The following is a 24,745-nucleotide window of genomic DNA, read 5'->3' as shown; positions in this document are numbered from 1 at the left end:
GACATCCGCGTTCTGTGTTTATCTTTAGAAAGCAATAAGGAACCGCCAAGACGCCAAGAGCGCAGAGAATGAGAAGGGAGAGAAGATGATTATTGAAAATAGCGAAGTTGTGCTGTCGGTACGGAATCTGACGGCTAATGTTGATGGGACACCGATTTTGAAAGGTGTGAATCTGGAGGTGCGATCGGGTGAAATTCATGCGATTATGGGGCCAAATGGTTCTGGTAAGAGTACTTTTTCTAAGGTGTTAGCTGGGCATCCGGCGTATGAGGTGACTGGCGGTGAGATAATTTTTCAGGGACAAAATTTGTTGGAGTTGGAGCCGGAGGAACGCGCCAGAAGTGGTGTCTTTTTGGCGTTTCAGTATCCGTTAGAAATTCCGGGTGTGAGCAATTTGGATTTCTTGCGGGTGGCGTACAATTCTCGTCGCAAGGCGCAAGGTTTAGAGGAAATAGACGCCTTTGATTTTGACGATTTGATTGAGGAAAAGCTGGATGTAGTGAAGATGAATTCCAGTTTTCTCAGTCGGAGTTTGAATGAAGGGTTTTCTGGTGGTGAGAAGAAGCGGAATGAAATTCTGCAAATGGCGCTGCTGGAACCAAAGTTAGGAATTTTGGACGAGACTGATTCGGGTTTGGATATTGACGCGCTTAGAATTGTGGCGAATGGGGTAAATCAACTGGCAAGTCCAGAAAATTCTACAATTTTGATTACTCACTACCAACGGTTACTCGATTATATTGTGCCTGATTTCGTGCATGTGATGGCACAAGGGCAGATTATTACGAGCGGTGGTAAGGAACTGGCACTAGAATTAGAGTCTCGTGGTTATGACTGGGTACTGGCAGAATTTGCAGCTGCTGAGGTGAGTGTGTAATGAGCATTCAAGTATCTCCTAGTACAATTCCTAATTCAAATGAAGTTAGTTTGACATCAACTCTGTTGGATAGAGATGATTATCTGACTGGGTTGTTAAATCAAGTAACGGCAACGAAAACAGAAGGTTGGTTGCAAGAATTACGCCAAAGTGCTGCTAATTGGGTACGTCACTCGATTATCCCCACTACCCGTGAGGAAGAATGGCGATTTACTGATTTGTCGTCTCTGCGAAAGGTGCAATTTAATCTAGAGACGGGAAATTTTACATCTCTAGAATTTGATATTTTGCCAGAAGCGGCTAACAGTCGTTTGGTATTTGTTAATGGCGTTTTTGCGCCGGAGTTATCCGCAGTTTCAGATTTACCATCTGGAATTGTGGTGAGTAATTTGGCTGCTTTGTCTGCGGTTGAGCAGGAAGGTGTACGGCAGTATTTAGCTCAAGCTGAGGGAGCGCAGGAGGTTTTTACTGCTCTGAATACGGCTGGAATAACTGATGCTGCTGTGGTGTGGGTGAAGAAGAATGTAGTAGTTGAAACGCCAATTCATTTGGTGTTTATTTCGGTTGCGGGTGAGACGGCGACGATTTCGCAGCCGCGTTGTTTGGTGGTGGCGGAAAGTGGTTCGCAGGTGACGTTGGTTGAAGAGTATACGAACCGCCAAGGCGCAGAGAGCGCAGAGGAAGGAGTTTACTTAACTAACGCGGTTACGGAAGTTTGGGTGGGTGACAATGCTGAGGTGAGTCACACTAGGATTGAGTGGGAAGGTGCAGAGGCTTTTCATATTGGGAAAACTGCGATCGCCCAAGCTCGTGATAGTCGATATACAAGTCATGCCATAACTTTAGGTGCGAAGTTGTCACGGCACAATTTGGAAATTTTGCAAACTGGTGAGCAGACACAAACTACTCTCAATGGTTTGACGGTGATTACTGGTAAGCAGTTGTCTGATACTCACAGTGCGATCGCACTTAACTATCCCCACGGTACAAGTGAGCAATTGCATAAATGTATTGTCGGCGATCGCGCTCATGCGGTGTTCAATGGTAAAGTTTTTGTACCCAAACCAGCCCAGTTGACAAATGCAGCCCAGTTGAATCGCAATTTGCTACTATCATCAAAAGCCAGAGTTGATACCAAACCCCAATTGGAAATTACAGCCGATAATGTAAAATGCGCTCACGGTGCTACCGTTAGCCAATTGGAAGATGATGAAATATTTTATCTGCAAAGTCGGGGAATTGATGAAAATGATGCTCGGAAGTTATTAATTAACGCCTTCGCTGCCGAAATCATCAACCAAATACCAGTTCCTTCTCTGCGAGAAATCCTGTTAAACACAGTCAATAATCTTAAGTCTCTGACTAATGACTAATGATCATTGTACAGATGCGATTAATCGCGTCTCTAATAACCATTGTACAGACGCGATTAATCGCGTCTCTACTGACTAATAACTAATCTACCAATGACTTTTACCTCTACCAAAACCCTTGCTGATAAAGTTCGCGCTGATTTCCCGATCTTGCATCAGAAAGTCAACGATAAACCCCTGGTTTATCTCGATAATGCTGCGACATCACAAAAACCCTTGTTCGTATTAAATACCCTACAAGATTATTACGAGCAATATAATGCTAATGTACATCGCGGCGCTCATACTTTAAGTGCTAAAGCTACTGATGCTTATGAAGGTGCGCGAGATAAAGTTGCCAAATTCATCAATGCTGCATCGCGTCAGGAAATTGTCTACACCCGCAACGCAAGTGAGGCGATTAACTTAGTAGCTTATAGCTGGGGGATGAATAATTTACAGCCGGGAGATGAGATTATTCTTTCGGTGATGGAACACCACAGTAATATTGTGCCTTGGCAATTGGTGGCGCAAAAAACGGGTGCAGTACTGAAATTTGTGGAATTGACATCAGAAGAAACTTTTGACTTGGAACAGTTTCAAAAGCTGATTTCTGAAAAAACAAAGTTGGTGTCAGTAGTGCATATTTCTAACACTTTGGGTTGTCTTAATCCAGTAAAAGAAATTGGTGCGATCGCTCACAAATACGGTGCTAAATTCTTAGTTGATGCTTGCCAAAGTGTTCCCCACTATCCTATCGATGTGCAGCAGATAGATTGTGATTGGTTGGTAGCATCCGGTCATAAGATGTGCGCCCCAACTGGGATAGGATTTTTGTATGGCAAGTTGGAATTGCTAGAATCAATGCCACCATTTTTTGGTGGTGGTGAGATGATTGCAGAGGTGTATTTAGACCATTCGACATACGCAGAATTACCGCATAAATTTGAAGCTGGTACACCTGCTATTGGAGAAGCGATCGCACTTGGTGCTGCAATAGATTATCTTAGCAGTATTGGCATGGATAAAATCCACGCTTACGAAGCAGAATTAACAGCTTATTTGTTCCAACAATTAGAGCAAATTCCCCAAATTAGAATTTACGGCCCCAAACCAAATGCTAACGGGGAAGGTAGAGCCGCTCTTGCGTCATTCACTACCGGGGAAGTCCACGCCAACGACTTATCTACATTATTAGATCAAGAAGGCGTTGCTATCCGTTCTGGACACCACTGCACTCAACCATTACACCGTTACTTAGGTCTTGCTGCAACCGCACGAGCAAGTTTATCTTTCTACAACACCCGCGAAGAAATTGATATTTTCATCAAAGCACTGAAAGAAAGTCTGGAATTTTTTGCGGGTTTTCTTGCTTAAAGTTACAAAATATTCAAATCCTAATTGTGCCAAATATCAGCAACATAACTTGCTAATACTTGGCACAATTTAATTATTTAGATTTTTAGTTCTTTTATCCCTCTTCTAAGAAACCGTATTTGCTTGGGGGTAAAGAGTAAGCTCAAAACCTAAAGCGATCGCCTGTTGTGAAAAAGGAGCGATCGCTTTGCAAAAAATCTCAAAAACAAAGCGATCGCTGATTGTATGATGGCATTGTGGGCGATCGCGTTGTAGAAAACCTCAAAAATAAAGCGTAGACGCATAGCAGCTTGTCGTCATACATCGCCTATTGTGGAAAAGTAGTACGTTAGCGTAACTTACCGTAAGTATCGCTGTGTATATTTGACTTAAAGATAAAAAATTATAACAGTGAGTATCAAACCCCTATTTGTTAGAATATTTTTTATTACTAAAGAGAGAGAAGTTATCTGGTGGACTCTACATTTAACTGGAAGCTGGAACAGACTTTACTAGAAAAAGTCATAAATCTGGCTAGTAAACGAGGGCAATCTCCTGAATCAATTATCAGCGAAGCTGTTAGGCTATATCTTGAAACCCAATTGTTAGAAACAGTTGATAATACTGTGTCTGACCCATTAATTGGCTTATTTGCAGGAACACCTGATTTAGCTATAAAGTCGGAAGATATTCTCCAACAAGAGATTACTGAAAAATCTGGTTGGACGTGGAAATAACTTTAGCAGTAGCTGATACGGGTTTTGTTGTAGCATTGTTGAACTGTTCGGATGCAATGCACAGTATTGCTGGAATAGTATATACACAACAAAAACAAATTCTGTTACCACAAACAGTATTGGCAGAATTAGCTTATTTGGTAGGACGTAATGCAGGTGTAGCTATAGTTGTAGCTTTTTTGTAAGGACTATCTGCAAGTCGATTTAGTTTAGTAGCTTTAACAGACCAAGATGTAATTCGTGTGGCGGAAATCTTGAATGAGTATGCAGATAGTCGGATTGATTTTGTAGATGCAAGCGTTATGGCTATAGCTGAACGCTATGGTATTAAAAAAATATTTACTTTAGATCAGCGAGATTTCAGATTATATCGACCTCAGCACTGCGATAGCTTTGAAATTTTGCCTTAAAGAAAAATAGTTAACAAAAGAGCGATCGCCTTGCAGAAAACCTCAAAAACAAAGCGATCGCCTGTTGTTGAAGAGTGATGCATTTTACTATCAAGATCAAACGTTAAGCTCGTCGCTGTACTTCAAGTGGTTTTGGCTCAAGTTTGTATTCACGTAGGATTTCCTTTGCTACTTTTCTAGAAAACGTTTTTAGTTTAAATTGTTCAAGAACTTTACTAGCTGATGTCATTGATCGCATTAGCAAAATACCAAAGGCTTCTTTCTTCTGCTCTTCACTAAGGAATTTAACTTGCTCTATCTTTAAAAATGCTGTAGCAATGTGTTCCCAAATATAAATCTCTGTTTCTGGATTATGATCCCGTGAAAAGTCCATAATCCAAGCGTCTAAGTTATCTCGAAAAATATTTGCAAAGATTTCTGCAATAATCTCCACCCTTGCTTTCTGCTCATCACTCAGCAAACTTGTTCCCAGAGGAGAAGAAACTATACTATTTATACTAAGCATAACAACTTCGGGTGGGTCATCAGCACAGTCCTCTAGACTATCAGTTATTTGGTTTTCAATAACAATTAGCTCATCATTCGAGTAACCAAACAGTTTATTAACTTCTTGACAGACACTAATAATAACTTTTTTTGCAATTTAAATAGGAATAATGAAGAATTCTCTAACCTTATTACTTCTATATGCATTGAATCTTCGATGAATTTTCTTCTCTGCTACTTCACAATCAGCAACCTTACAGGCGAAAGCAATGTCAAATGGTTCAGGCACTCCTGATGCACCATGATAAATCTCCTTTGCATGAACGTCTGGTTTTCGCGTTGTCATGCCAATCTTAATGATGTTACTACCGAATGACCTGTTTTTTAGGGCGTATATGTAGCCAGAATTCACTCAAAACCTCACAAAGCCTTGCAAAATTATTATTCTTAATATAGTTCATTTGTTCTATTTTATCAATTACTAGAGCAATATTTGGCTGTCAAACTACACCAAATAAGCTGATAACCGCACCATATAAAAAACTTATATTTACTGCTACTAGATTTGGTGTTATGTACTTTTCATAATAAGCAGCATCGTAAAAAATAGGTTAACAGAACAGTTTTTGATTAGCTGGCGCTAACCATTTTCTTTTTCTACATCTGGTGAAAACTCAGATAAATGCAGAAGGCACGGTATTACCGTGCCCCTGTCTCATTGGTTATGTATTAAACCTACTCAATTCCTTCAATCCGGTCTTCAACTTCTTGGTACAACTCACGTAGGCGGTCTAAATTTTCTTCGCTAGTCTCCCAATAACCGCGTCCATTCACTTCCAATAAAGTTGATACAACCTTGCGGAAAGAATGGGGATTAAGGTTCATCAATCGTTTCTGCATTTCTTCATCTTTGATGAAGGTTTCGTTAGTATCCTCGTAAATCCAGTTATCTACAGCGCCGGCTGTCGCACTCCAACCCATTGTGTTTACCAATCGCTTGGAGAGTTCGCGTACACCTTCGTAACCGTGATTCAGCATCCCCTCATACCATTTGGGATTTAACAATTTAGTACGCGCATCTAAGCGCACGGTTTCTGTTAATGTCCGCACTTGAGCGTTAGCTGTGGTTGTATCTGCAATATAAGATGCTGGTTTTTTACCATCACCCCGCAGATTTGCCACAAGCTTTGTGGGATCGGAATCAAAGTAATGAGAAACATCCGTTAAGCTAATCTCGGAAGAATCGAGATTTTGGAAAGTTGCATCAGCAGTTTTCAATGTGCTTTCAAAAATCTGCCGGGATTCGTCCATGATTCCGGGGTTATCGGAATTGAAGGAGAAAGATTTCCGGTTGAGATACATTTCCTGCAACTCGGCTTCGCTATCCCAAGTGCTGTTTTCCACCGCCAAGTTGATATTTGACGAATAAGAACCAGAAGCATTGGAGAAGACGCGCGTTGCTGCTTGACGTAGATTAATCCCTATTTCCTCAGCTTGTTGCAAAGCGTGTTTGCGAACAAAGTTCATTTCTAAGGGTTCATCCGCCTCAGCCGCCATCTTCACGCCTTGGTCTAGTAGGTTCATTTGGTTGATGAACAAGTCGCGGAATACACCAGAACAGTTGATTACCACGTCAATTCTGGGGCGTTCTAACTCTTCTAAAGGTATCAATTCCAACTTGTTCACCCGTCCCAAGGCATCGGGAACCGGACGCACACCCACCATCCACATAATTTGGGCGAGGGATTCACCGTAAGTTTTGATGTTATCAGTTCCCCAAAGGACACAGGCGATGGTTTCTGGCCATTTTCCTTCGTTTTCTGCCTTGTTACGTGCTAAAAGCCGATCTACGACGATTTTAGCTGATTGTACTGCCGCTGTTGTAGGGATGGATTGCGGATCTAAAGCATGAATATTCTTACCCGTGGGTAATACATCCGGGTTACGGATGGGATCACCACCAGGACCAGGTAGGATGTATTCACCTTCTAAGCCTCTAAGTAATGCTCCAAGTTCATTGTCGGCACAAACTTGCTGGAGACAGAATTCCAAATACTCAAATAGGGGTTTGAGGGCTGTACCATCGACTTTGGGATAACCTGCTTTATGCAATGCTTCTACCCAAGGTTCTTTTTTGCCCATGTTGAAAAAATTCAACCGGGAAACTAGAGAAACTCGTCCTTCTGCGTCGATTTGCTCTTGTACAAGGGCAGTAACTGCTGCACGCGTTGCCAAGGTGATATCTTGCAATAACTGGACATCTTCTAAAATGCCTCGATCGCTATTTTGGTAAATATCATCAATGTTACGCCCAATGCTGTTAGCGATAATTCCCGGTAAGCCTTGAAGTTCTTCTTCTTGACGATCTAGACTGGCAATATTGACGAGAGTTGCGATCGCTTCTTCTGCACTTGGCGGTTTACCAATGACGTGCAACCCACAAGGCAACAACCGAGACTCGATTTCCATCAACTTGCGGTAGACGTTGCCAACAATATGATCGCGATCGTCGGCACTCATATCTCTAGCATCGGTTTCTGGTAGGTTAATATCCTTATCCAGATTCACGATCCGGCATTTATCCATGATGCTGTTGACAATGGGAATGCCGCGTCCACTATCTTTCAAGGTTTGGTAGGAAGCAATCAATTCGCTGAGTTCTTTCAAACCTTTATACAACCCAGCATTTTCTGCTGGCGGTGTCAAGTAAGAAATTGTTTCGGCATAACTCCGACGTTTGGCAATTGTTGCTTCACTAGGATTATTGGCTGCGTAGTAATACAGATTAGGAATTGAGCCAATCAAGTTATCTGGATAACAGTCACCAGACATCCCCATCTGTTTACCTGGCATGAATTCCAAAGAACCGTGTGTACCAAAGTGCAGTACAGCATCAGCTTTCCAAACTTGCTCTAGGTAAGTGTAGTAGGCAGCAAAACCGTGGTGAGGACTAGCTGAACGAGAGAACAACAGTCGCATCGGGTCGCCTTCATAACCAAATGTGGGTTGGACACCAATGAAGACATTACCGAATTGCTTACCATAAATCAGCAAGTTTTGCCCATCGCTGTTGAGATGTCCGGGAGGCGGGCCCCAGTTTTCCTCTAAACGTTGAGAGTAAGGTGTCAGCGCCTCATACTCAGGAACGGACATTTTGTAAGCAACGTTTAGTTCTGGGCTGTTGTACTGCGCTTGTGCATCATGGATGACTTCTTGCATCAACGCTTCGGCTGATTCTGGCAATTGCGGTAAGTCGTAACCGTTATTTTTCAGGGCTTTCATTACCTCGTAGATGGAGCCGAATACATCTAAGTACGCGGCGGTTCCTACGTTGCCTTTATCTGGCGGGAAGCTGAAAACGGTGATGGCAACTTTTTTATCCAGCTTCGGCTTGCGGCGGAGGCTAGCCCATTTTAAGGCGCGTTCGGCTACAGCTTCAACCCGATCGCGCAGGGCGATCGCTTTGCCGGTAGTCCCATCTCTACCCGATAATATAATCGGCTCAATTGCCCCATCCAATTCTGGAATTGCAATTTGCAAAGCTACTTGAATTGGATGTAACCCTAAATCGCTATCCATCCACTCTTCTGTGGTTTGAAAAACTAAGGGTAACGCCACCATATAAGGACGGTTTAAACGTTTGAGTGACTCAATTGCTTTGGGATGGTCTTGTCTGGCTGGGCCACCCACTAAAGCAAAACCAGTCAACGATATTACTGCATCTACCAACTGTATATTAGTATTCGGTTCATAAAAGTATGCATCCACAGGCTTGGAGAAGTCCAAACCACCAGCAAATACAGGTAGTACCCGTGCGCCTAGTGCTTCCAACTCCTGTACCATCGCTACATAATGGGCATCATCCCCTGTAACTAGGTGAGTGCGTTGCAATACTAATCCAACACAAGGAGCTAGGGGATCTTTTAGATCGCTAGAAATATCCTTACGAGCTGTATACCAATTGAGGTACTCTCTGACATCTTCAAACATACTGGGAGCCAAAGGGTGCCAAATCCCTAAATCGGGATAAACCACCGGTTGTTCGTATGTAGAAGGTGCAAAATTTTGTTTGTCTAAACCTTTAAATACATATTTATCAGCTAGCATCAGTAAGAAGTTTTCCAGGTTGTCTGGTGAACCACCTAGCCAATACTGAAAACTGAGCATGAAATTTCGGGCATCTTGTGCCTTGTCCATCGGTAAAAACTTCAGCACTTGCGGCAGCGTTCGCAAAAGCTTCAGCATCCCATCTTGGAATCCCGCACCGGATTTTTCTTTGCGTTTCCGCATGAATTGGGCGATCGCACTTTTTGACTGACCTAACTGTGCCAAGGAAAAACTGCCCATTTTACTCAGGCGCATTACCTCTGGCATCGAGGGAAAGACAACGGAAACGTCTAGGCGATCGCGGTGTGGTTCTACTGCTGCTACTACTTTCTGTGCTAAATCTTCAATGAAAATAAGGGAAGCGATGAAGATATTTGCAGTCTCAATTTCTCGTTTGAACTCTTCGTAATTCTCTGGGTCGCGGAGTTCCTCAATCAAGTACCCGCTGATTTCAATCGCCAAGTTGGGATTGTTCGCGTTAATCGTGCGAACTGCTTGCGATAATGCACTCTGGTACTGGGACTCAAGCACGACATAGACCACCTTGATTAAATTACGTCCGCGTAAGTCATCAGGCGCAATGTGTCTAATGGTGGACTTGACGTGTGTGAACATGCTTCTTCGGCTCCTTTGATGCGTGTTCTCTGAAGGAAGTTCCTAGCGGCATCATTCGCCACAGGTAACTTGTGATCTCTAAGCAATATGTGTTTTTTATCAGAAAACGCTTACCCACTGGGCATTTTATGGTCTATATGATACAAATCGATATAAAAAACGAAATATTTCTTTGTAATTGTTGACTTTCAATAAAAGTGTTGACCAACTTTTTGTAAACTTTTTGCAACACTTATTTTTAATGGTTAAATAGCTATTTGGCTATATTATTGCATTGCAAAATAAAACTAGTCTCTACTGACTAAAAAATATTTAGTCAGCAGAGACAGACTTTAATATATAGTTGCTAGTTCTACTAACTAGCAGAAAGACACTGTGTTATCCACACAAAATAATAAAAACTTTGTCTCTGCTAACAAATAAGCAAATTTTATTTAGCTAATATTGGCTTTCTATTTAAAACATTTAGAATTCCATCATGGAATTTATTCACTGAAGACAAAATTCCATTTTCTTCATCATTCAGTAATGAGTCTTTTACTTCATCTAAATAATTATTGAGATTTTCTCTTAGAATCGGTCTTTCTACTTTAACTGTATGATAATGATCCCAGATATCCCATGCTAAAACTCCTAAACCAGCAAGAGGATTAAGTAATTCTAACCCTAAAAGTCCAGCAGCAATTTCACCTGTTCCTTCTGTTGCTACCTTTGTTGCAGTTTTAGTTGCTATCTTAGCAACTACTTTAGAAGTTCCTTTACTCACAATTCCTGTAGCAATTTTCTTAGTACCAATAACACTAACAGCTTTCATCATTGCACTGGCAGCTACATAACCTGTACCACGCGAAAGTGCGCGAATAGAGAGATTTTGCTCTTTGCCACCTATATTATATGTTGTACTTCCTAAACCTTCTATAAATTCTTCCCAAACAGGTCTGGGAATTTGATACTGACTTTGGATTCCTGCTAACTTTTGATTGGCTTCAGATACATATTTATCAATTGCTTCTCTTGTAAAACGTTCCATTTCAAGTTGCATTGATGATGGTTGCAAAACCTTTTTAGCAAATTCAGTTTGGAAATTACCAATTAATTTTTCAGCTTTCTTTTCTTCTGAAGTGGCACTAATGTTTACCCAAATAGCTTCTACACCAACACCCCACTGAGTAAAATAATTGTAGTACCAATCGAGAAAAGGATGGTCTACACGTTGCATTACCTCATCATGCCATCTTTCCAGATTATTCGATGCAGATGCTCTGGCACTAACTAATGCCTTACCAAGAGCATTTGCAATATCATCAGACATTTGAAATAGCTTTTGCTCAGGAATAGTAATGGTGACAGTATTTAATTTACGTTTAGATGTATTGCTGATGTGATTGAGCGAAAAATTACCCCATAATTGAATAATGATTATGAAAACAACACCAATCCAAATGAATTTGGACGCAGATTTAATAAAATCACTATAGGCATGAATACGCTCTGTTTTTTGAGAAAAGGTTCCTTCATCAAGCTTGGACGGGAAATTAGTTTTAAATAGGGTAGCATACAGCTTGTTCAAGCCTAATGATATAGATTGTAAAAATGAAATTATCTTTTTATAAAACTCTTCTTTTTGTACTCCTTCAATCATTTGATTATTTTCACCTGATTGAGATACAGGATTTTGAGTTAGTTCTTTTTCTTGATTAGTATTCATAATCAATTTTATTGTTTAAAGTATCGATTCGATTAATAAGATATGAAATAGTATCTCAACTATGCAAGCTTTCTCAAATAATCCTTTATTTTCAACTTTAAATCGCTTGAAATAGGATAGGATTCAATCTCGCGTTCTATATCTGATTTAGATTTACCTCTTGTTCTAAGTTGATCTACGGTAGATTTAAAAATTGCTTCAAATCCGTATTCAGCTAATCCTTGTGACATTAGAGCGAGTAAGCCAAGTACAGCGATTCCTCCAAGCATTCCGAATGGGCCACCAAGCACTGCTAAAGCTGTAGTTATTGCAGCGGCTCCAGCCCATCCCGTGACAGCCATAGCAACCAAAAGTACAAGACCAGGCACACCTAATGCCGCGATTTTGTCAACCAGCTTATCCATAATAGATCACTAAAATAAATGTAATTTTTATTGCTTTAATCTCAGTATCTTGCAATTAAAAGCTAATTATCCCCTAGCTGGCATCAGTAATAATGCTAAGATTACATCAGGAAATTTAAAACAATCTAATTAGAAAATTGGCAAAATATTTCTGAATGACTTGATGATACAGGGTATAAAAAGAATGCTATGGATGCATTTGTAATGGTGAGGTTCCCTGTTTTTTATGTCACTCAGCTTGATTATCCTTCGTTTGAGCCTGTAATTGTTGAACTTGCTCGACAGTCCAACCTGTGAGATAGACAATTAATGCGATGGCGTAACCGCCCGCCATAGGCGATCGCAACTTCTTCATTCAGTATATTTGTTACAATATCCTGAGCTTTTCGTTCAAAACTTTCCCAAGCGACTGGCTTTACTTTCTGCTTAATTTCCCAGTAATTGATTCTGAATTCTTCACCCTTCCCGCACCATCCAAACCAACATTCCCAATAGTATTTCCACTGGTGGAACGGGATAATCATTCAAATCAATACTCAATGTTTGCCCTTCTAATTTCAAAAATCGCCAAGCCGTACCGCTGCTAACGCTGCCATAAATTGTTTTAATCGGTATATTATTAGTTTCATTAAATTTTTGTGCGGCAATCATTTCTGCTGCACATTGCCCCAAACCAGGTTTTAAATCACCTTTTTTTGCTTCAATAATCACGATCGCAGGAGCTTCAATAAATATTTGTTCGGGTGAGCGGCTAATTAAAAAATCACATACTCCACTTAAGCCAAGCTCCGGTAAAACGGTAAAATCTTCACCTGAAAAAAAGCTGATTCTGCGTTCAAGAATTTTCCTAACTTCTACAAGTATAGGACTAATAATTAACTCTGAGCGAGCTTTTTCTGAACCAGTTGCTGTTGCTAGTGGTAGTCCTTCGCTTAATGCTTCTTTGAGATAAAAACTAGGTTCTATGGACTGCGTTTCGGGTAAAAACTGTCCATTTTCAATTGTAGTTAAGTTAAAGTCGCGTTTTACCTTGAACAGCGAAAAGTCACTATAAGACATTATAAATATGATTAAATATTAATCTACTAATATTAATTTTATCACGTTTATAGTTTTATTCTGAGAATCAGAGCGACAAGAGCGATCGCTCCTTTAATTTGAATAACCCTCATTGCTCTTGTAACCGATAATTCAGCAATTGCAGGTATTTTCTGAATGCTGATGCAGGTTACAATTTAGGATTCTAATTTATCGGATAGGTAATTCAATCACAAACTCTGTACCATCACTCTGTTTTGAATGGCAACTGAGCTTACCGCGATGATTATTAACTACAATTTGGTAAGCAATAGATAAACCAAGTCCTGTTCCTTTACCGATGACTTTTGTAGTGTAGAAAGCATCGAATATCTTTGTCCGGTTTGCTTCGCTGATTCCTGAGCCATTGTCTGCAATTCTGAGAATAACTCGCTCTCCAATTACTTCAGTTTTAATCCAAATCATCCCAATGTGTCTAAAATTATCATCAAAATATTGATTTTTTTGTATTTCTTCAACTGCATCGATTGCATTACCAATCAAATTCATAAAAACCTGATTCAGTTCACCTGGATAGCACTCAATAAGTGGCAAGACTCCATATTCTTTGATTAATTTAATTGGCTGGCGATGAGCATTTGCTTTAAGTCGATGTCCAAGAATGAGTAGCGTAGTTTCTAATCCTTCATGCAGGTTAGCTAGTTTTTTTCCTGCTTCTCCATGTCGAGAAAACTTATTCAACGATGACACAATTTCTGTAACACGATCTGTACCTAGTCGCATAGAACAAATAATTTTAGATAAATCATTTAATAAATAATTTATATCTTTAGTTTTAATAGCATTTTGAATTTCAGTCGGTAGTTCAGGCAGATATTTTTGATAAAGTTCGAGTAAATTAACAATCTCTTGAAAATACTCTTCAATAAAATTCAAGTTACCAGCGATAAAATTGATGGGATTATTTACTTCATGGGCAATTCCTGCTGTCATTTGACCCAAGGTTGCTACCTTTTCTGCTTGAATCAGTTGGGTTTGAGTCTGTTGTAATTCGGCGTTTTTGGCTGTCAGGGTTTTCATCAAATTTCTGAGCTTCAATTGATGCTCTATTCGCACTAATACCTCTTCATACTGAAAAGGTTTAGTAATATAATCTACGGCTCCCAATTGCAATCCTTTTACCTTATCGGCAGTATCTGAAAGAGCAGTCATAAAAATGATCGGAATATCCTGGACACGAGAATTGCTTTCACTTTTTAAGTATTTACAAGTTTCAAAACCATCGATACCCGGCATCATAATATCAAGCAATATCAAATCAGGTAAATTATCATTGCCTAATCTATGAATGGCTTTTTCACCACTGCGAGCTGCCCAAACTTCAAATCTAGACTGATCCAAAAAGCTCGATAAAACTTGTAAGTTCGCAGGATTGTCATCAACGATTAAAATAATTCCTCTGCTAGGATCGCTATTTAAGGGATTTTTCTGCTCGTTTATAGTTGCTGTCATAATATTTCTACTTTATATTGATTTACGTTGCTTATTTGCGAGATACCAAAGGCGATAGCTCAAAATTAAAACACGCATTACAATTACCATAAATAAATTTATTTATGGTAATTACTCCTTTGATTTTTTACTCAAAAAGTTGAGGATTAAATCTTCGTCAAACTGCCTCGCTAGCTGCCGCAATTGGTTAGCAAAGTAAGCGAGTTTTGTGTCTGTTTCTTCTAGTTTATCTGCCCATTTGAGAATATCATTGAAGTTACCTTTACTGGCTAAATTCATCAGTTCTTGTAATACATCGGAAGAAGGAAGAGTCAATTTATCTGATGAACCATCAACTGTTGTAGCCGAAGAATTAATTTTTTGTTCCTCAGACTGCTGGTAAATCCATGTCAAACCTAAATGGCACTCTAATTGATGCAGTAATTCATCTGCCTGTATCGGTTTGCTCAAAAAAGTGTCACTTCCTGCTTGCAAACTGCGGTGTTGGTCGGCTTCAAAGACACTAGCGGAAGAAACGATAATCTTGACATCCTCGATATCTGGGGTATGACGCAGGTGTTTAATCAATTCAAACCCATCCATTTCTGGCATCAGCAAATCTGTAATCACCAGGTCTGGTTTCAGGGCGATCGCTTTTTCTAAACCATCTTTACCGTTATTAGCTTCAATCACATTGAAACCCAGTGGTTGTAATAAGTTTGTAATTACTGTACGATTCTCCCAGCGATCGTCCACCATCAAAATAGTGCAGGGGCTACCTGCAAAGCCAATGATTTGTCTCTTGGATGCAGCCATAGCAGACTGTACCCATTCACTGGCTTGGGCGATCGCAATTTCAAACCAGAAAGTACTACCCTCACCAAGCTGACTTTTAACCTGAATATCGCTACCCATCATCTGCACCAACTGCCGAGTAATAGCTAAACCCAGCCCTGTGCCTTCTATCTGATGCTTTTTTTCACCTACTTGTTCAAATGGCAAAAAAATGTTGCCCAATTGAGTTGGATTTATGCCAATTCCTGTATCTTTTACACTAAAGTGAATGCGATATTTCTCCGTCTGCCCATCAGTAGGAAGTCGATTGATTACCTCAACCTTGAAGCTAACCTTACCCTCATCGGTAAATTTAATCGCATTTCCCAGCAGATTCAACAGAACCTGACGTAACCTTTTGACATCAACATGAACCCCTGTGGGTAAGTTGCTGGCGAATTCGTAGACAAACAAAATACCTTTTTGTTCTGCCCGAATTTGGCAAATTTCGACAATACCCTGTAAAAAAGACGCAAAATGCACATCTTGAGGATGCAATTCTAGTTTTCGGGCTTCAATTTTGGAAAGATCCAAAATGTCATTAATTAAAGTCAGTAGATGAGAGCCACACTGTTCAATGATATTTAGATGATATTGCTCTGGCTCGGGCAAACCTTTAGAACGCAGCAAAATTTGAGCGCAACCCAAAATACCATTCAAGGGCGTTCGCAGTTCGTGGCTCATATTGGCTAAAAATTCGCTCTTAGCCCGATTTGCGCTATCAGCCGCTACTTTAGACTTTTTCAGTTGAGCTTGTTCAAAGGCTTGTATCTGCCACAAGACAGCGATCATTGTTACTGTCAATCCGCCCACAATTAGGGCGATCAGATCGAGGAATTGTAGCCGAGATTCAATATTTTGGCGCGGAATTACCAAAGCCACAGACCAATTAGCTTCTCGCAATGGCAGATAAGCAACATACTTTTTAGTGCCGTCAATTTCCATCAACTGAATTCCCCGTTGTTTGTTTACCATTCGCTGCGCGATCGCATTTAAATTGCGATCTGAAATTTTCAACAGGCTGGGTGCAGGTTTTTCTAGCGTTGACATTAACGTTGAGTTGGGATGGACGATCGCTTCTCCTTGGGAATTGAGGGCGAACGCATAGCTGTTCTTGCCGTAGCGCAGCGAGTTGACTACCTTAGCAATGCGATCGACTTTAACATTGCCGTGGAAAACCCCAATCGGTGAATGATTGGTAGGAGAATTTGACCAGATTGGGGTGGCGATCGCAATTAAAGGAATGCCTGTGGAACGGCTGATAAAGGGATCGGAAATGTTGCTTTTTCCGGCTAGTGCTTTTTTAAAGTAGTCTCGATCCTTAATATTCTTATTTGACCGACCAACCTTAGTATTAAAATATGAACCATCCGGGGTAGCCATGAGGAAAAAGAAAAATTCATCGATCCGCTCAATTTCTGACTTTAAATAAGGTTCTGCCACAGACCAGTCTAAGGAGCGTACAGCAGAAGTATGAGCAATGGTTTCCACCTCCACTTTCCGAACATGCAACCATTCTTCAATTTCATCAACCCCTTTCTGTACCTCTAGAAAAGCTTTTCCTCTCAAGTCTTCTAGCGTTATTTCCCGAGCTGCTTGATAGCTAAAATAAGCAGAAATACTTACAATAAAAGTAGTGCCACTAAGAATAAATCGGAGCAGTATATTGCGCGAGGAATATATTTTGGGAGCGGATGGGCTGGAGTTGCCTTTGATCACAGGATTCACTCTCTAAACAATGGGTTTGGTAAGCAAAAAAAGGGCTATATATATTTAGATTGCCCAAAAAATTATTGATAATCGCAGCTATGATTGTTATCTATAGCTACGATTATCAAGACTCTAAATTTTGCTGACCATCAAGCCCACATCAAACAGACAAAAGCGCGAGTCAAACTTCCTGAAAAACTTACTATTAGTAATAACAAATTAAATCTGCAACAGATTATCAATTCAGGGTAATTGAAAGTTTAGACTTAAAAGCCCTTCAAAAGTATGAAGGGCGATCGCATCAGGTCAGAGGAATTATTTTACACAATTCCCCAAACAGCAAATTTACCACTTTACTCATCAGCTTTCCTTGGATGTGCTTACCACCTAGCAGTTTCTCGCCTTGTTCGGTAACGTTAGCTTTAAGTGAGTCGCGGTAGTTGGTGAGTTCCTTGGTCAGTTCATTTTCTGGGAGCCTGCCAGTTTCCACACCGGTTAAGACGTACTGCCACAGGCTGATCCGGCATAGGGATGAACCGCTAGCTTTCTCAACCAAACCATCACCGGATTGCTCCAGGACTGTACCCATTCCCAAACGCATTTTGAAAGTGTCGCGGCTACGGTTGCGTTTAATGCGTTTGGTATCGCCGGCTAAACGTCGAACTGTGGTTTCTCCATTTTTACGATCGCGCTCAGTTTTTTTCACCTCCCGCACTTCGTATTCAATAACGGGCCTGCCATTGACACCCAAAAACGACTCAAAAGGATAAATCCTGGTGAGCAATCGCGATCGCACTCGCAAGCCAAAGCCAAACTTATCAAACACACTCATGTAAGGCTTAAATTCACTCAGATACAGCATTTGAGTGATTCTCGCTTCTAGGTTCTGCTCAAAAAGTGAAATATCGCACATCCAATTAGCGTGTAGTTCTAGAATTGGGTCAAACTCAATGTCATAGTCCTTGGCAATGGAGATTTTATAGCGATTTTCAATTCGGGTTTTCCCGGCGGGCGAAATCTCCAACCTCTTAGCTAACCATGCCCAAAGGGGCGGTAAAAATCCTGCTTTAGTAGATACACTCTTGGTGTGAGCGACTTCTGGGAACTGCCAAGCCAACAGTTGACGGGCGTAATTCACAATTGGCGATTGTACTCGGTTGAGGTGTTCAAGCTGTTGGCAAAGGTCGCGCAGCTCATCAATTGGCTCTGGCCGATGCATGAGGAAATACCTCATGTTTAACTCCCCAGTCTCCAGTTGGTGATCTGGATCGTGACCGTAAGCGGCCATTGCTAAAGCATCAGCTGGATCGCTTTTGTTCGGGAGGTTTTTACCTCCCCGGTAACGCCGCAATTCGACGTGACCAACCCAGAGAATTTTAATTGACAACTTTTTAAGGATGGATGCCCACAGTCTTGAATAGTGGTTTCCGGTTGGTTCTAAGATTGCATAATCTGCTTTTGTTTCTGTCAGATAATCTGCGAAATCAAAGGCTGACTTTTGCTTTTTCTTAGCATCAGGATTGGAGTAAAAAGCCGGATATAAGCTTGATGCTTTATTTCTTGTTTTATTCCAATATGCTTGTAATCCGCCCTTTGGGTATTGTGTTAAAATATGGCAAGTTACGCTTGATTTACTAACATCAATTCCCAAAATAGTTAATTCTGTTTTCATGGTTCTGCGAAGCTTATGGTGGTTTTCAAGGACTGGCATCCTTTGATTAGCCCGAAATTAAGAGCGCACGAATCACCCTAACGCCCCACCTGTTGAGGGGCGCGATTCAGGAGTAAACGCATTCGGGAGAATTAATTCAAGAAGTGTTGCGCATGAATTGATGAACGCCACAATTGAGGGGCGCAATTCTCATTGAACGCTGCACTTTCTTGAGTTAACTTACGGGTGCTTTGGACACAACCCGCGACGGTGGTACTAAGAAGCCACCGTTTCGGCTAGTGTGTCAGCTAGTCTCATCAGGCGGGGTGATGTTGGTGAAAATTCATGATTTCCTCTGACTGTTACACCGCTTGTTAATTGAATTGGCGGCATTTTCCCAGGCTTTGAGCAGCGCAACAGCATCCTCACCGAAAAATGGTTGATTGTCTCCGTTTTGCCAGGTGACGACGATAGTGCGACTGGGTAAGTCTTCAAATTGAATTTGGCGAATTTGGGCTAGGTTTATCCAGCCAGCCGCCGGTAGTTTGCAGCTAAACACTACGGGTGTGTTGATTATGGTGTGCATTGTGATAGTGTAATTTTGGTATCTATATATGGCGATCGCATTCATTGCAAGGGAGGCGATCGCCTAAAAATTTCAGTTAAAAATCAGCAGTTTCAGTGGCAACTTCAGTGGGAGCCGACACAGGTGTTGGTGGGAAAAGTTGATTGTTTACCAGTTCCCTCAGTTGCTCACTAACTTGACTTGCTTGGTCATATTGGTCTAAGACTGCGGTGACTTCCATCGTTTCACTCTGGAAATTCCCCAAGTTTTTGACCCGCTTGTAAGTAATAGTTTCAATTTTCATAGGCACGTGCTATTTTTTACTTGTTTGAATTTATTTTGTTTTAGCTGCGATCGCGCCATCCCAAAAGCGCGATCGCAATTCAAATTTCAGCTATCCTTGACCAACGAGCTGCTGATCAAAAACTACCTCAAAATTCCCACCTCCTTGACGCAAAAGACTTGTATAAGCATCAGCATCAGTTCGGGTACGAAGTCGAGCAACACAAACATTTTCACCATTGGGCAAATATCGGAAAATTGCCCAAGGTCTTAATTCGTCGCGGTAAGTCATAATTGAGAATTCCTAATTTGTTTTCAAAAAAAGACCAGCGTAAACTTCCCAGCCCACGCTGGTGCAACCTATAAATTTGGAGTTTTTGTATGTTGATGGGGTTTATCTCATAGGCAATACCTCCGCGACGACCGAAAGGCTTTGCCCGTAACGAACTTGATCAATCAGCGCTTCGATTAATCCTTCTCTGTCAGCTACAGGCAATGAGCTATTGATTTGATGTCCGACTACGTAGATTTCATCCCGGCAGCGCCCTGGTGCTTGGTCACAAAGTTGGGTTGCGATCGCACTAATCAAAAACAGCTTCTCGCGTCTGGTCATCTGCTCAAAACTTGGGCCGTACTGCTCTTGCAGCGATTCCAGTAAGGAACCGTCGTTTAGGGTGTAACTGGTAAAGTGTCCGATTGGTTTACTCATTGGTACAATTTCCTCAATACAAATAAATCGTAGAGTTGGCGATCGCCCCAAATCAAGGATGGTAGGCGATGCCTGCGGCGGGGCAAAGCCCAACGCTTTTTCAATAGCTTTTCAATTAGATTTCTTCCTCGTCCTCCTCATCTGAGTCAGAGTCTACTTTTTCGCCGATGACGATGGTCACGCCGTTATCTTCTTTGCAGAAATCAACGATGGCAAATTCCACATCATCAACGTCTTTGATGGTTAGCTTTGTCTCGTCAGGGTAGTACTTCAGGTTCTTAATCAGTTCTAAAACGGTGGAAGTCATGTTGTTTTTAAAAGTAAGTGTGCAGACATCAAAATATCACCGCGCAGACAACGCGTGTTTGCGCTCAGTTCTTGGTGATTGAGGGTGTTTCCGCGCACGGTGGCGCGGGTGCTTGCTCCTGAATATGCCCTCACAGGCTCTATGGCAAAGGTGAGAGGGGAGCTTAAAAAAGTATTTTGCTAATGCAGAATACATAATGTATATTAAGCATGAGCAGAATTTTTGTCAAGCATTTTGCTCATGCTTAATTATTCTGCTCATGTAAAATGGAGGGAAATTCATGGATTCTATAAATGGGAAGAACGAAGAAATCGGCGGAAGACGTAACGACAGTGGGACTCAAACTAAGTCAGAGTGCATGGGAGGAGTTGCAGAAAAAAGCCAAAGCAATGGGACTATCGAGATCAGCGTTAATAGAGAAGATAGCTACAGGGGAAATACAGATTGGAGGCTCGTCTCAATCAGGGACACAACTGCTGGGAAAATCATAGAGCGTCTGGAAGCCTTAGAGAAACGTCATTTAGAATACGTTCATGCTCATCAAGCTCGGCTAAAGGCGCGGCTGGGAGAAAGTGAAGAAGCTGAAAATGAATTCAAGGAAGAGACAAGCCAGATAAAAAGCGACATTTATCATCTGGTAACTCAGGAAGAGAACAAAGATGACGTAATAAAAGTTAAATAAACCGTCCTGCCGTTGAGGTGTGGGCGGTTTTGTTTTAGCGATCGCGCTTTTGGGTTGGGGTGCAGGGGTGCAGCTTCCTTGATGTGAATTGCGATCGCGCAGTTGACCAATAACTAATAACTAATGACCAATGACAACAGACGAAGCCCTAGAACTAATATCCCTTGGAAAACCCTGCTTTTACACAGGAGATATTCTCAAACAGTTTAAAAACAGAGAACTTTACATTATGCAGCTAACCGACTCCACCAGTACATTACAAGCTGCCAGAGTTGGTCATTACCCAGATAGTAAACAGTATCACACGACTATATGGGTGAAGCTAACCGAGTTATCAGTGACACAAAAGCAGTGTTAAAAAAACCAAAAAGCCGCCAAGAGAATTAGCGTTCAAGGGCGGCTCTCTGAGAAATAACCAATAGTATTATGCCAGAAAATACATATAAAAACAATTTTTCGTGGACGGAAGCACACGACGCATACTGTTACCAACACCATATTCCACCTGCTGCAAAAACACTCTGGCAATGGCTAATCAGACAAGGACAAGTAGCCAGCGAGATTGAGCCAGATTTATCAGAATTTAATGCTTGGGTAGCCAAGGTAAGAGGTAAACCTTATGCTCACAATTACCTCAAAAAGATATTTTCAATACTGGTATCATGTCGTGTTTTACAAGTAATCAAACAATATTCTTGGAAGATAACCAAGTTACTTGTAAGACCTCTGTCATGGTTAAATCCACCCAAAAAGCGCTCTGAAAAAAAGTTACATAACCATAACTCTAGTTACGATTTAGACTGCTCAAATGATATCTCAGCCGAGCAGGAGTCTAACAGCAGCAGCAATAATCTTACTCCGACAACAGCCGAATTTATAGAGTTAGAAAGGCAACACGAAATACTGACGGCTTGCGCTGAGTATGAAATATACTTTGACCCAAATAAACGAACAACCAGACATCTCTTTGAGTTTGATATTCAAGATGTTCGATTAGCTCTTAATCACTTTGTTAAAAGTGGTGGACATCAAACAGTTCGCAAGCCTCAAGGATGGTTAATTGACTGTTTACGTGAGTGTTATTGGCAGGATGAAACGCTTGGTTTGTCCAATTTCATCCAAGTTTTAAAATCTTGGTTCCCTACTTCTCTTCCCAGGGATTACTAGGGAATAACTCCATATAAAAACTGCCCCCGAAGGAGCAGCGACCATAATAACCAGCCTAATTATGAACCAACCCACACTTTTTGATTTAGAAGCTTTTGCTAATTCCTCATTTCCCATTCCCCTTTCTGATCCGGCTTGGGATGAAATCGAAACTGCGCCCCAACATTCCCAACCAGAAACCAGATGGAATCCTGCCCACTTTGGGGAAGTTGACCGCCTTGTTGAGGAGAACGGACAAGTTTCTATTTTTTACGATGACATCGATGAGCTACCAGACCCAGACGACTATTTAAACCTAGATGATTACTCGCTTGCCTGGGGTGCATGGGAGCTACGTGTTGGGGCGCAAGTTACATCTAGCACAACCGTAGAATCATGTGTTGGGGCGCAGGTATCATGTGTTACCCAAAAAATTGCGCCCCAACACGATACTCACTGGTTAGAAAAATACTGGGTCAAGCGCTCAGGTAATAAATATTGGTATTATCGCTATTGCTGGATGACCAAGAGGAAGAAAAACCGTTGCTACATCGGCAGTGTGGACAGTATCATCGCCAAACGTAAAAAGGCAGATGTAGAAATTGCGATCGCAGATGGTAAGCTTCCATCTGAAATTGAGAAATTAATCCGAGGCTGGAAAAATGAGCCGTCCACCATGCCCAAGATGCCACGAGGAAAAACTAATTTTTAAAAACGGTAGCTACAAACTATCTGACAATACCCTAGTTCAAAGATACTACTGTCAAAAATGCCGCAAAACCTTCAGTCCCGCAACAATTCTGGAGATTCTTGTAACAGCTGGCGCAGCTTCCGCAATTCATCCCAGGTACGAGCGGTAATGTCTGGTTTCATAGAAAGCTCTGTAGAGCGATAATTCTTGCTTCTCCAAGCGATATAGCGGTCAATTACCTGTAAAAAATCCCCTATCAGCACGGGGATTTTTTCAGATTCATCGAATATCAGTTTGGAGTCAACAGCCCTAGCGTAATCTAAAGTCTCCTTTTTCAGCACAATCGGTACGCGAATCAAAGTTGTCTTCCCACTGTGCCAAGTGCTGCCTGATTTCCAGGTTGTACGATTTCGTCCCATAAACTCAAAAATGCCGTGTAACACGGCAATCTTACCACTCTCTCTAATACCCAATGCCTAATGCCCAATAAAATGCGATCGCACCGTAATGGGGAGAGTGTGATCGCAAATAAATCCAATGCAGTGAGGTTAGGTGTTAACCAAGTCCAGCCTATCCGCTCCAAGTTTTGTTTGTCACAGATTTGGGTAGATTTGGTCAACCTCATCCCATGCCTGGTTAGCGAGATTCTCCAGTGCCATAGCTAAATACAAAGGATGGTCATATTCTCCTTTCTGCAAGCGGTCGAAGAAGATTTCGATTTGGAGGAATAGGAGCTTGGCGTTCATAAAGTTGCGATCGCGCCCTCAAGGTCTTGGTCATTGACATCGATGTAAACCGTCAACATCTTCAAATCCGTATATCCCAACAGCTTTTGAATAATTCGTAAGGAAACACCGTTTCTGGCCAAATGAGTTACAAAGCTGCGGCGGCTGGAATGAGTGCTTAGTCCTCGGCTCTCTAAACCAGCTTTTTGTACAGCCTCTCGAAACACCAAATCCGCATATCTGAGAGTGATGTGCTTAGAAATTTCCCCTTCGGTGTAGTCTCTTTTGGAAGGAAATAACCACTCAATATCTGGATCTTCTGGAGTGTATGCCTTCAAAACTTCATAAAGAGTTGGGTGTACTGGCACTTGTCTAGTTTTCTGAATTTTCTTTTTCCCGCCCACAGCTTTGCGAGTACGAGCGCGAAAAGTAATAAATTTAAGTGGATTGCCTTGGGCATCGTAAAGATCCGCAATCTTCACTTGTACCAGTGCCCCCCACCTTTCACCTGTGAACCATGCCAGGTCTAACAGCAATTTGTATTTTTGACTTTGGATGTGACTACGGATTCGAGAATATTCCTTGGCCGTAAAAACAGCCGCTTGTCCATTGCGGTTATTTTTCATAGAATTATTTTGATGTTACGGCTTCCGGATTAACCTTTATAAAGTGTTAATCTGGAAGTTTTTATTTTTCAGGTATTACCGTGAAGTGCATTAATCGTAATCACTGCAATAGTTTTACGTCGTCAGTAATACTTCCGGTTTTACATAAAAGTGGAACATTTACACAAAGAGTGATTAAGCCATACAACGGATTTATTCACCTCATTAAATCTGCTATATGGCACAAGTCACCGACC

The 24,745-nt window shown here is 41.3% G+C and carries 29 protein-coding genes and 1 pseudogene; 10 read left to right on the top strand and 20 right to left on the bottom strand.

What is annotated here, in order from left to right; all coding sequences use genetic code 11:
• Window positions 1–85: 85 nt before the first annotated feature.
• The 3 genes from sufC to V7K79_RS13050 all read left to right on the top strand — a co-directional run bounded on the left by sufC (window position 86) and on the right by V7K79_RS13050 (window position 3,606).
• Window positions 86–877 carry a Fe-S cluster assembly ATPase SufC gene (gene sufC / locus V7K79_RS13060; RefSeq protein ID WP_335048222.1) on the top strand — a complete coding sequence of 264 codons (792 nt, stop codon included), beginning with the start codon at window positions 86–88 and terminating at the stop codon, window positions 875–877.
• Window positions 877–2,250: a Fe-S cluster assembly protein SufD gene (sufD, locus tag V7K79_RS13055; protein WP_335048220.1), complete on the top strand. Its 1,374-nt coding sequence runs from the start codon at window positions 877–879 to the stop codon at window positions 2,248–2,250. The genes sufC and sufD overlap by 1 nt, the downstream gene beginning before the upstream one ends.
• A gap of 93 nt (window positions 2,251–2,343) precedes the next feature.
• Window positions 2,344–3,606: a cysteine desulfurase gene (locus V7K79_RS13050; RefSeq protein ID WP_335048218.1), complete on the top strand. Its 1,263-nt coding sequence runs from the start codon at window positions 2,344–2,346 to the stop codon at window positions 3,604–3,606.
• Between the two features lie 149 nt (window positions 3,607–3,755).
• Here the strand turns inward: V7K79_RS13050 and V7K79_RS13045 are convergent, their stop codons facing one another.
• A complete protein-coding gene (locus tag V7K79_RS13045; protein WP_335048216.1) occupies window positions 3,756–3,890 on the bottom strand; it encodes a hypothetical protein in 135 nt (44 codons plus the stop codon).
• 168 nt (window positions 3,891–4,058) lie between these two features.
• Between V7K79_RS13045 and V7K79_RS13040 the strand changes: the two genes are divergently transcribed.
• From V7K79_RS13040 to V7K79_RS29990, 3 genes and pseudogenes are all read left to right on the top strand, one after another.
• Window positions 4,059–4,322 (top strand): hypothetical protein, encoded by a 264-nt coding sequence (locus V7K79_RS13040; RefSeq protein WP_335048214.1) that lies wholly within the window; start codon window positions 4,059–4,061, stop codon window positions 4,320–4,322.
• Window positions 4,313–4,507 carry a hypothetical protein gene (locus V7K79_RS13035; RefSeq protein WP_335048212.1) on the top strand — a complete coding sequence of 65 codons (195 nt, stop codon included), beginning with the start codon at window positions 4,313–4,315 and terminating at the stop codon, window positions 4,505–4,507. Before V7K79_RS13040 ends, V7K79_RS13035 begins: the two co-directional genes overlap by 10 nt.
• Before the next feature lie 21 nt (window positions 4,508–4,528).
• Window positions 4,529–4,732: pseudogene (locus V7K79_RS29990) on the top strand (PIN domain-containing protein); the annotation flags it as partial.
• Between the two features lie 103 nt (window positions 4,733–4,835).
• On the opposite strand, the gene V7K79_RS13030 reads toward V7K79_RS29990, so the two are convergent.
• The 15 genes from V7K79_RS13030 to V7K79_RS12960 all read right to left on the bottom strand — a co-directional run bounded on the left by V7K79_RS13030 (window position 4,836) and on the right by V7K79_RS12960 (window position 20,639).
• Window positions 4,836–5,237 (bottom strand): hypothetical protein, encoded by a 402-nt coding sequence (locus V7K79_RS13030; protein WP_335048210.1) that lies wholly within the window; start codon window positions 5,235–5,237, stop codon window positions 4,836–4,838.
• A 138-nt stretch (window positions 5,238–5,375) separates the two neighbouring features.
• Window positions 5,376–5,630 (bottom strand): GIY-YIG nuclease family protein, encoded by a 255-nt coding sequence (locus tag V7K79_RS13025; protein ID WP_335048208.1) that lies wholly within the window; start codon window positions 5,628–5,630, stop codon window positions 5,376–5,378.
• Window positions 5,631–5,953: 323 nt separating this feature from the next.
• Window positions 5,954–9,940, bottom strand: a complete 3,987-nt coding sequence (locus tag V7K79_RS13020) for a magnesium chelatase subunit H (protein WP_335048206.1) — start codon at window positions 9,938–9,940, stop codon at window positions 5,954–5,956.
• 430 nt (window positions 9,941–10,370) lie between these two features.
• Complete coding sequence (locus V7K79_RS13015) at window positions 10,371–11,648, bottom strand: hypothetical protein (RefSeq protein ID WP_335048204.1); 1,278 nt, start codon at window positions 11,646–11,648, stop codon at window positions 10,371–10,373.
• Window positions 11,649–11,707: 59 nt separating this feature from the next.
• Window positions 11,708–12,052 (bottom strand): hypothetical protein, encoded by a 345-nt coding sequence (locus V7K79_RS13010; protein WP_229462062.1) that lies wholly within the window; start codon window positions 12,050–12,052, stop codon window positions 11,708–11,710.
• A 229-nt stretch (window positions 12,053–12,281) separates the two neighbouring features.
• Complete coding sequence (locus tag V7K79_RS13005; RefSeq protein ID WP_335048202.1) at window positions 12,282–12,407, bottom strand: hypothetical protein; 126 nt, start codon at window positions 12,405–12,407, stop codon at window positions 12,282–12,284.
• 101 nt (window positions 12,408–12,508) lie between these two features.
• A complete protein-coding gene (locus tag V7K79_RS13000) occupies window positions 12,509–13,111 on the bottom strand; it encodes a hypothetical protein (protein WP_335048201.1) in 603 nt (200 codons plus the stop codon).
• A gap of 189 nt (window positions 13,112–13,300) precedes the next feature.
• Window positions 13,301–14,602, bottom strand: coding sequence for a sensor histidine kinase (locus V7K79_RS12995; RefSeq protein WP_335048199.1), 1,302 nt, complete (start codon window positions 14,600–14,602; stop codon window positions 13,301–13,303).
• A gap of 111 nt (window positions 14,603–14,713) precedes the next feature.
• Entirely contained in the window at window positions 14,714–17,134 is a 2,421-nt protein-coding gene (locus tag V7K79_RS12990) for a hybrid sensor histidine kinase/response regulator (RefSeq protein ID WP_335048197.1), read from the bottom strand.
• Between the two features lie 292 nt (window positions 17,135–17,426).
• A complete protein-coding gene (locus V7K79_RS12985) occupies window positions 17,427–18,797 on the bottom strand; it encodes an IS110 family transposase (protein WP_335048195.1) in 1,371 nt (456 codons plus the stop codon).
• Window positions 18,798–19,119: 322 nt separating this feature from the next.
• On the bottom strand, window positions 19,120–19,362 hold the full coding sequence (locus V7K79_RS12980; RefSeq protein WP_335048193.1) for a hypothetical protein: 243 nt from the start codon (window positions 19,360–19,362) through the stop codon (window positions 19,120–19,122).
• A gap of 76 nt (window positions 19,363–19,438) precedes the next feature.
• Window positions 19,439–19,645 carry a hypothetical protein gene (locus V7K79_RS12975; RefSeq protein WP_335048192.1) on the bottom strand — a complete coding sequence of 69 codons (207 nt, stop codon included), beginning with the start codon at window positions 19,643–19,645 and terminating at the stop codon, window positions 19,439–19,441.
• 90 nt (window positions 19,646–19,735) lie between these two features.
• The gene (locus V7K79_RS12970; protein WP_335048190.1) at window positions 19,736–19,915 is read right to left on the bottom strand and encodes a hypothetical protein; all 180 of its coding nucleotides are present in this window, start codon (window positions 19,913–19,915) and stop codon (window positions 19,736–19,738) included.
• A 102-nt stretch (window positions 19,916–20,017) separates the two neighbouring features.
• The gene (locus V7K79_RS12965) at window positions 20,018–20,425 is read right to left on the bottom strand and encodes a hypothetical protein (RefSeq protein ID WP_335048188.1); all 408 of its coding nucleotides are present in this window, start codon (window positions 20,423–20,425) and stop codon (window positions 20,018–20,020) included.
• Between the two features lie 22 nt (window positions 20,426–20,447).
• Window positions 20,448–20,639, bottom strand: a complete 192-nt coding sequence (locus V7K79_RS12960; protein ID WP_335048186.1) for a hypothetical protein — start codon at window positions 20,637–20,639, stop codon at window positions 20,448–20,450.
• Window positions 20,640–20,919: 280 nt separating this feature from the next.
• On the opposite strand from V7K79_RS12960, the gene V7K79_RS12955 reads away from it, so the two are divergent.
• The 4 genes from V7K79_RS12955 (at window position 20,920) to V7K79_RS12940 (ending at window position 23,179) form a co-directional block, all read left to right on the top strand.
• Window positions 20,920–21,321, top strand: a complete 402-nt coding sequence (locus V7K79_RS12955) for a hypothetical protein (RefSeq protein WP_335048184.1) — start codon at window positions 20,920–20,922, stop codon at window positions 21,319–21,321.
• 130 nt (window positions 21,322–21,451) lie between these two features.
• Window positions 21,452–21,679: a hypothetical protein gene (locus V7K79_RS12950; protein ID WP_335048182.1), complete on the top strand. Its 228-nt coding sequence runs from the start codon at window positions 21,452–21,454 to the stop codon at window positions 21,677–21,679.
• 68 nt (window positions 21,680–21,747) lie between these two features.
• The gene (locus tag V7K79_RS12945; protein WP_335048180.1) at window positions 21,748–22,488 is read left to right on the top strand and encodes a hypothetical protein; all 741 of its coding nucleotides are present in this window, start codon (window positions 21,748–21,750) and stop codon (window positions 22,486–22,488) included.
• Between the two features lie 61 nt (window positions 22,489–22,549).
• Window positions 22,550–23,179, top strand: coding sequence for a hypothetical protein (locus V7K79_RS12940; protein WP_335048178.1), 630 nt, complete (start codon window positions 22,550–22,552; stop codon window positions 23,177–23,179).
• A gap of 71 nt (window positions 23,180–23,250) precedes the next feature.
• Here the strand turns inward: V7K79_RS12940 and V7K79_RS12935 are convergent, their stop codons facing one another.
• The 4 genes from V7K79_RS12935 to V7K79_RS12920 are packed head-to-tail and all read right to left on the bottom strand — an operon-like array spanning window position 23,251 to window position 24,509.
• Complete coding sequence (locus V7K79_RS12935; protein ID WP_335048176.1) at window positions 23,251–23,577, bottom strand: hypothetical protein; 327 nt, start codon at window positions 23,575–23,577, stop codon at window positions 23,251–23,253.
• Window positions 23,514–23,783: a hypothetical protein gene (locus tag V7K79_RS12930; protein WP_335048174.1), complete on the bottom strand. Its 270-nt coding sequence runs from the start codon at window positions 23,781–23,783 to the stop codon at window positions 23,514–23,516. The genes V7K79_RS12935 and V7K79_RS12930 overlap by 64 nt, the downstream gene beginning before the upstream one ends.
• Entirely contained in the window at window positions 23,752–23,904 is a 153-nt protein-coding gene (locus tag V7K79_RS12925) for a hypothetical protein (protein WP_335048172.1), read from the bottom strand. Before V7K79_RS12925 ends, V7K79_RS12930 begins: the two co-directional genes overlap by 32 nt.
• Window positions 23,901–24,509 (bottom strand): tyrosine-type recombinase/integrase, encoded by a 609-nt coding sequence (locus V7K79_RS12920; protein WP_335048170.1) that lies wholly within the window; start codon window positions 24,507–24,509, stop codon window positions 23,901–23,903. Before V7K79_RS12920 ends, V7K79_RS12925 begins: the two co-directional genes overlap by 4 nt.
• Window positions 24,510–24,745 lie beyond the last annotated feature (236 nt).

This window comes from Nostoc sp. (genome assembly GCF_036917575.1).
Lineage (GTDB): Bacteria > Cyanobacteriota > Cyanobacteriia > Cyanobacteriales > Nostocaceae > Nostoc.
Note: the sequence above shows the minus strand (reverse complement) of the source record. Positions and strands in the feature narration are given on the sequence as shown.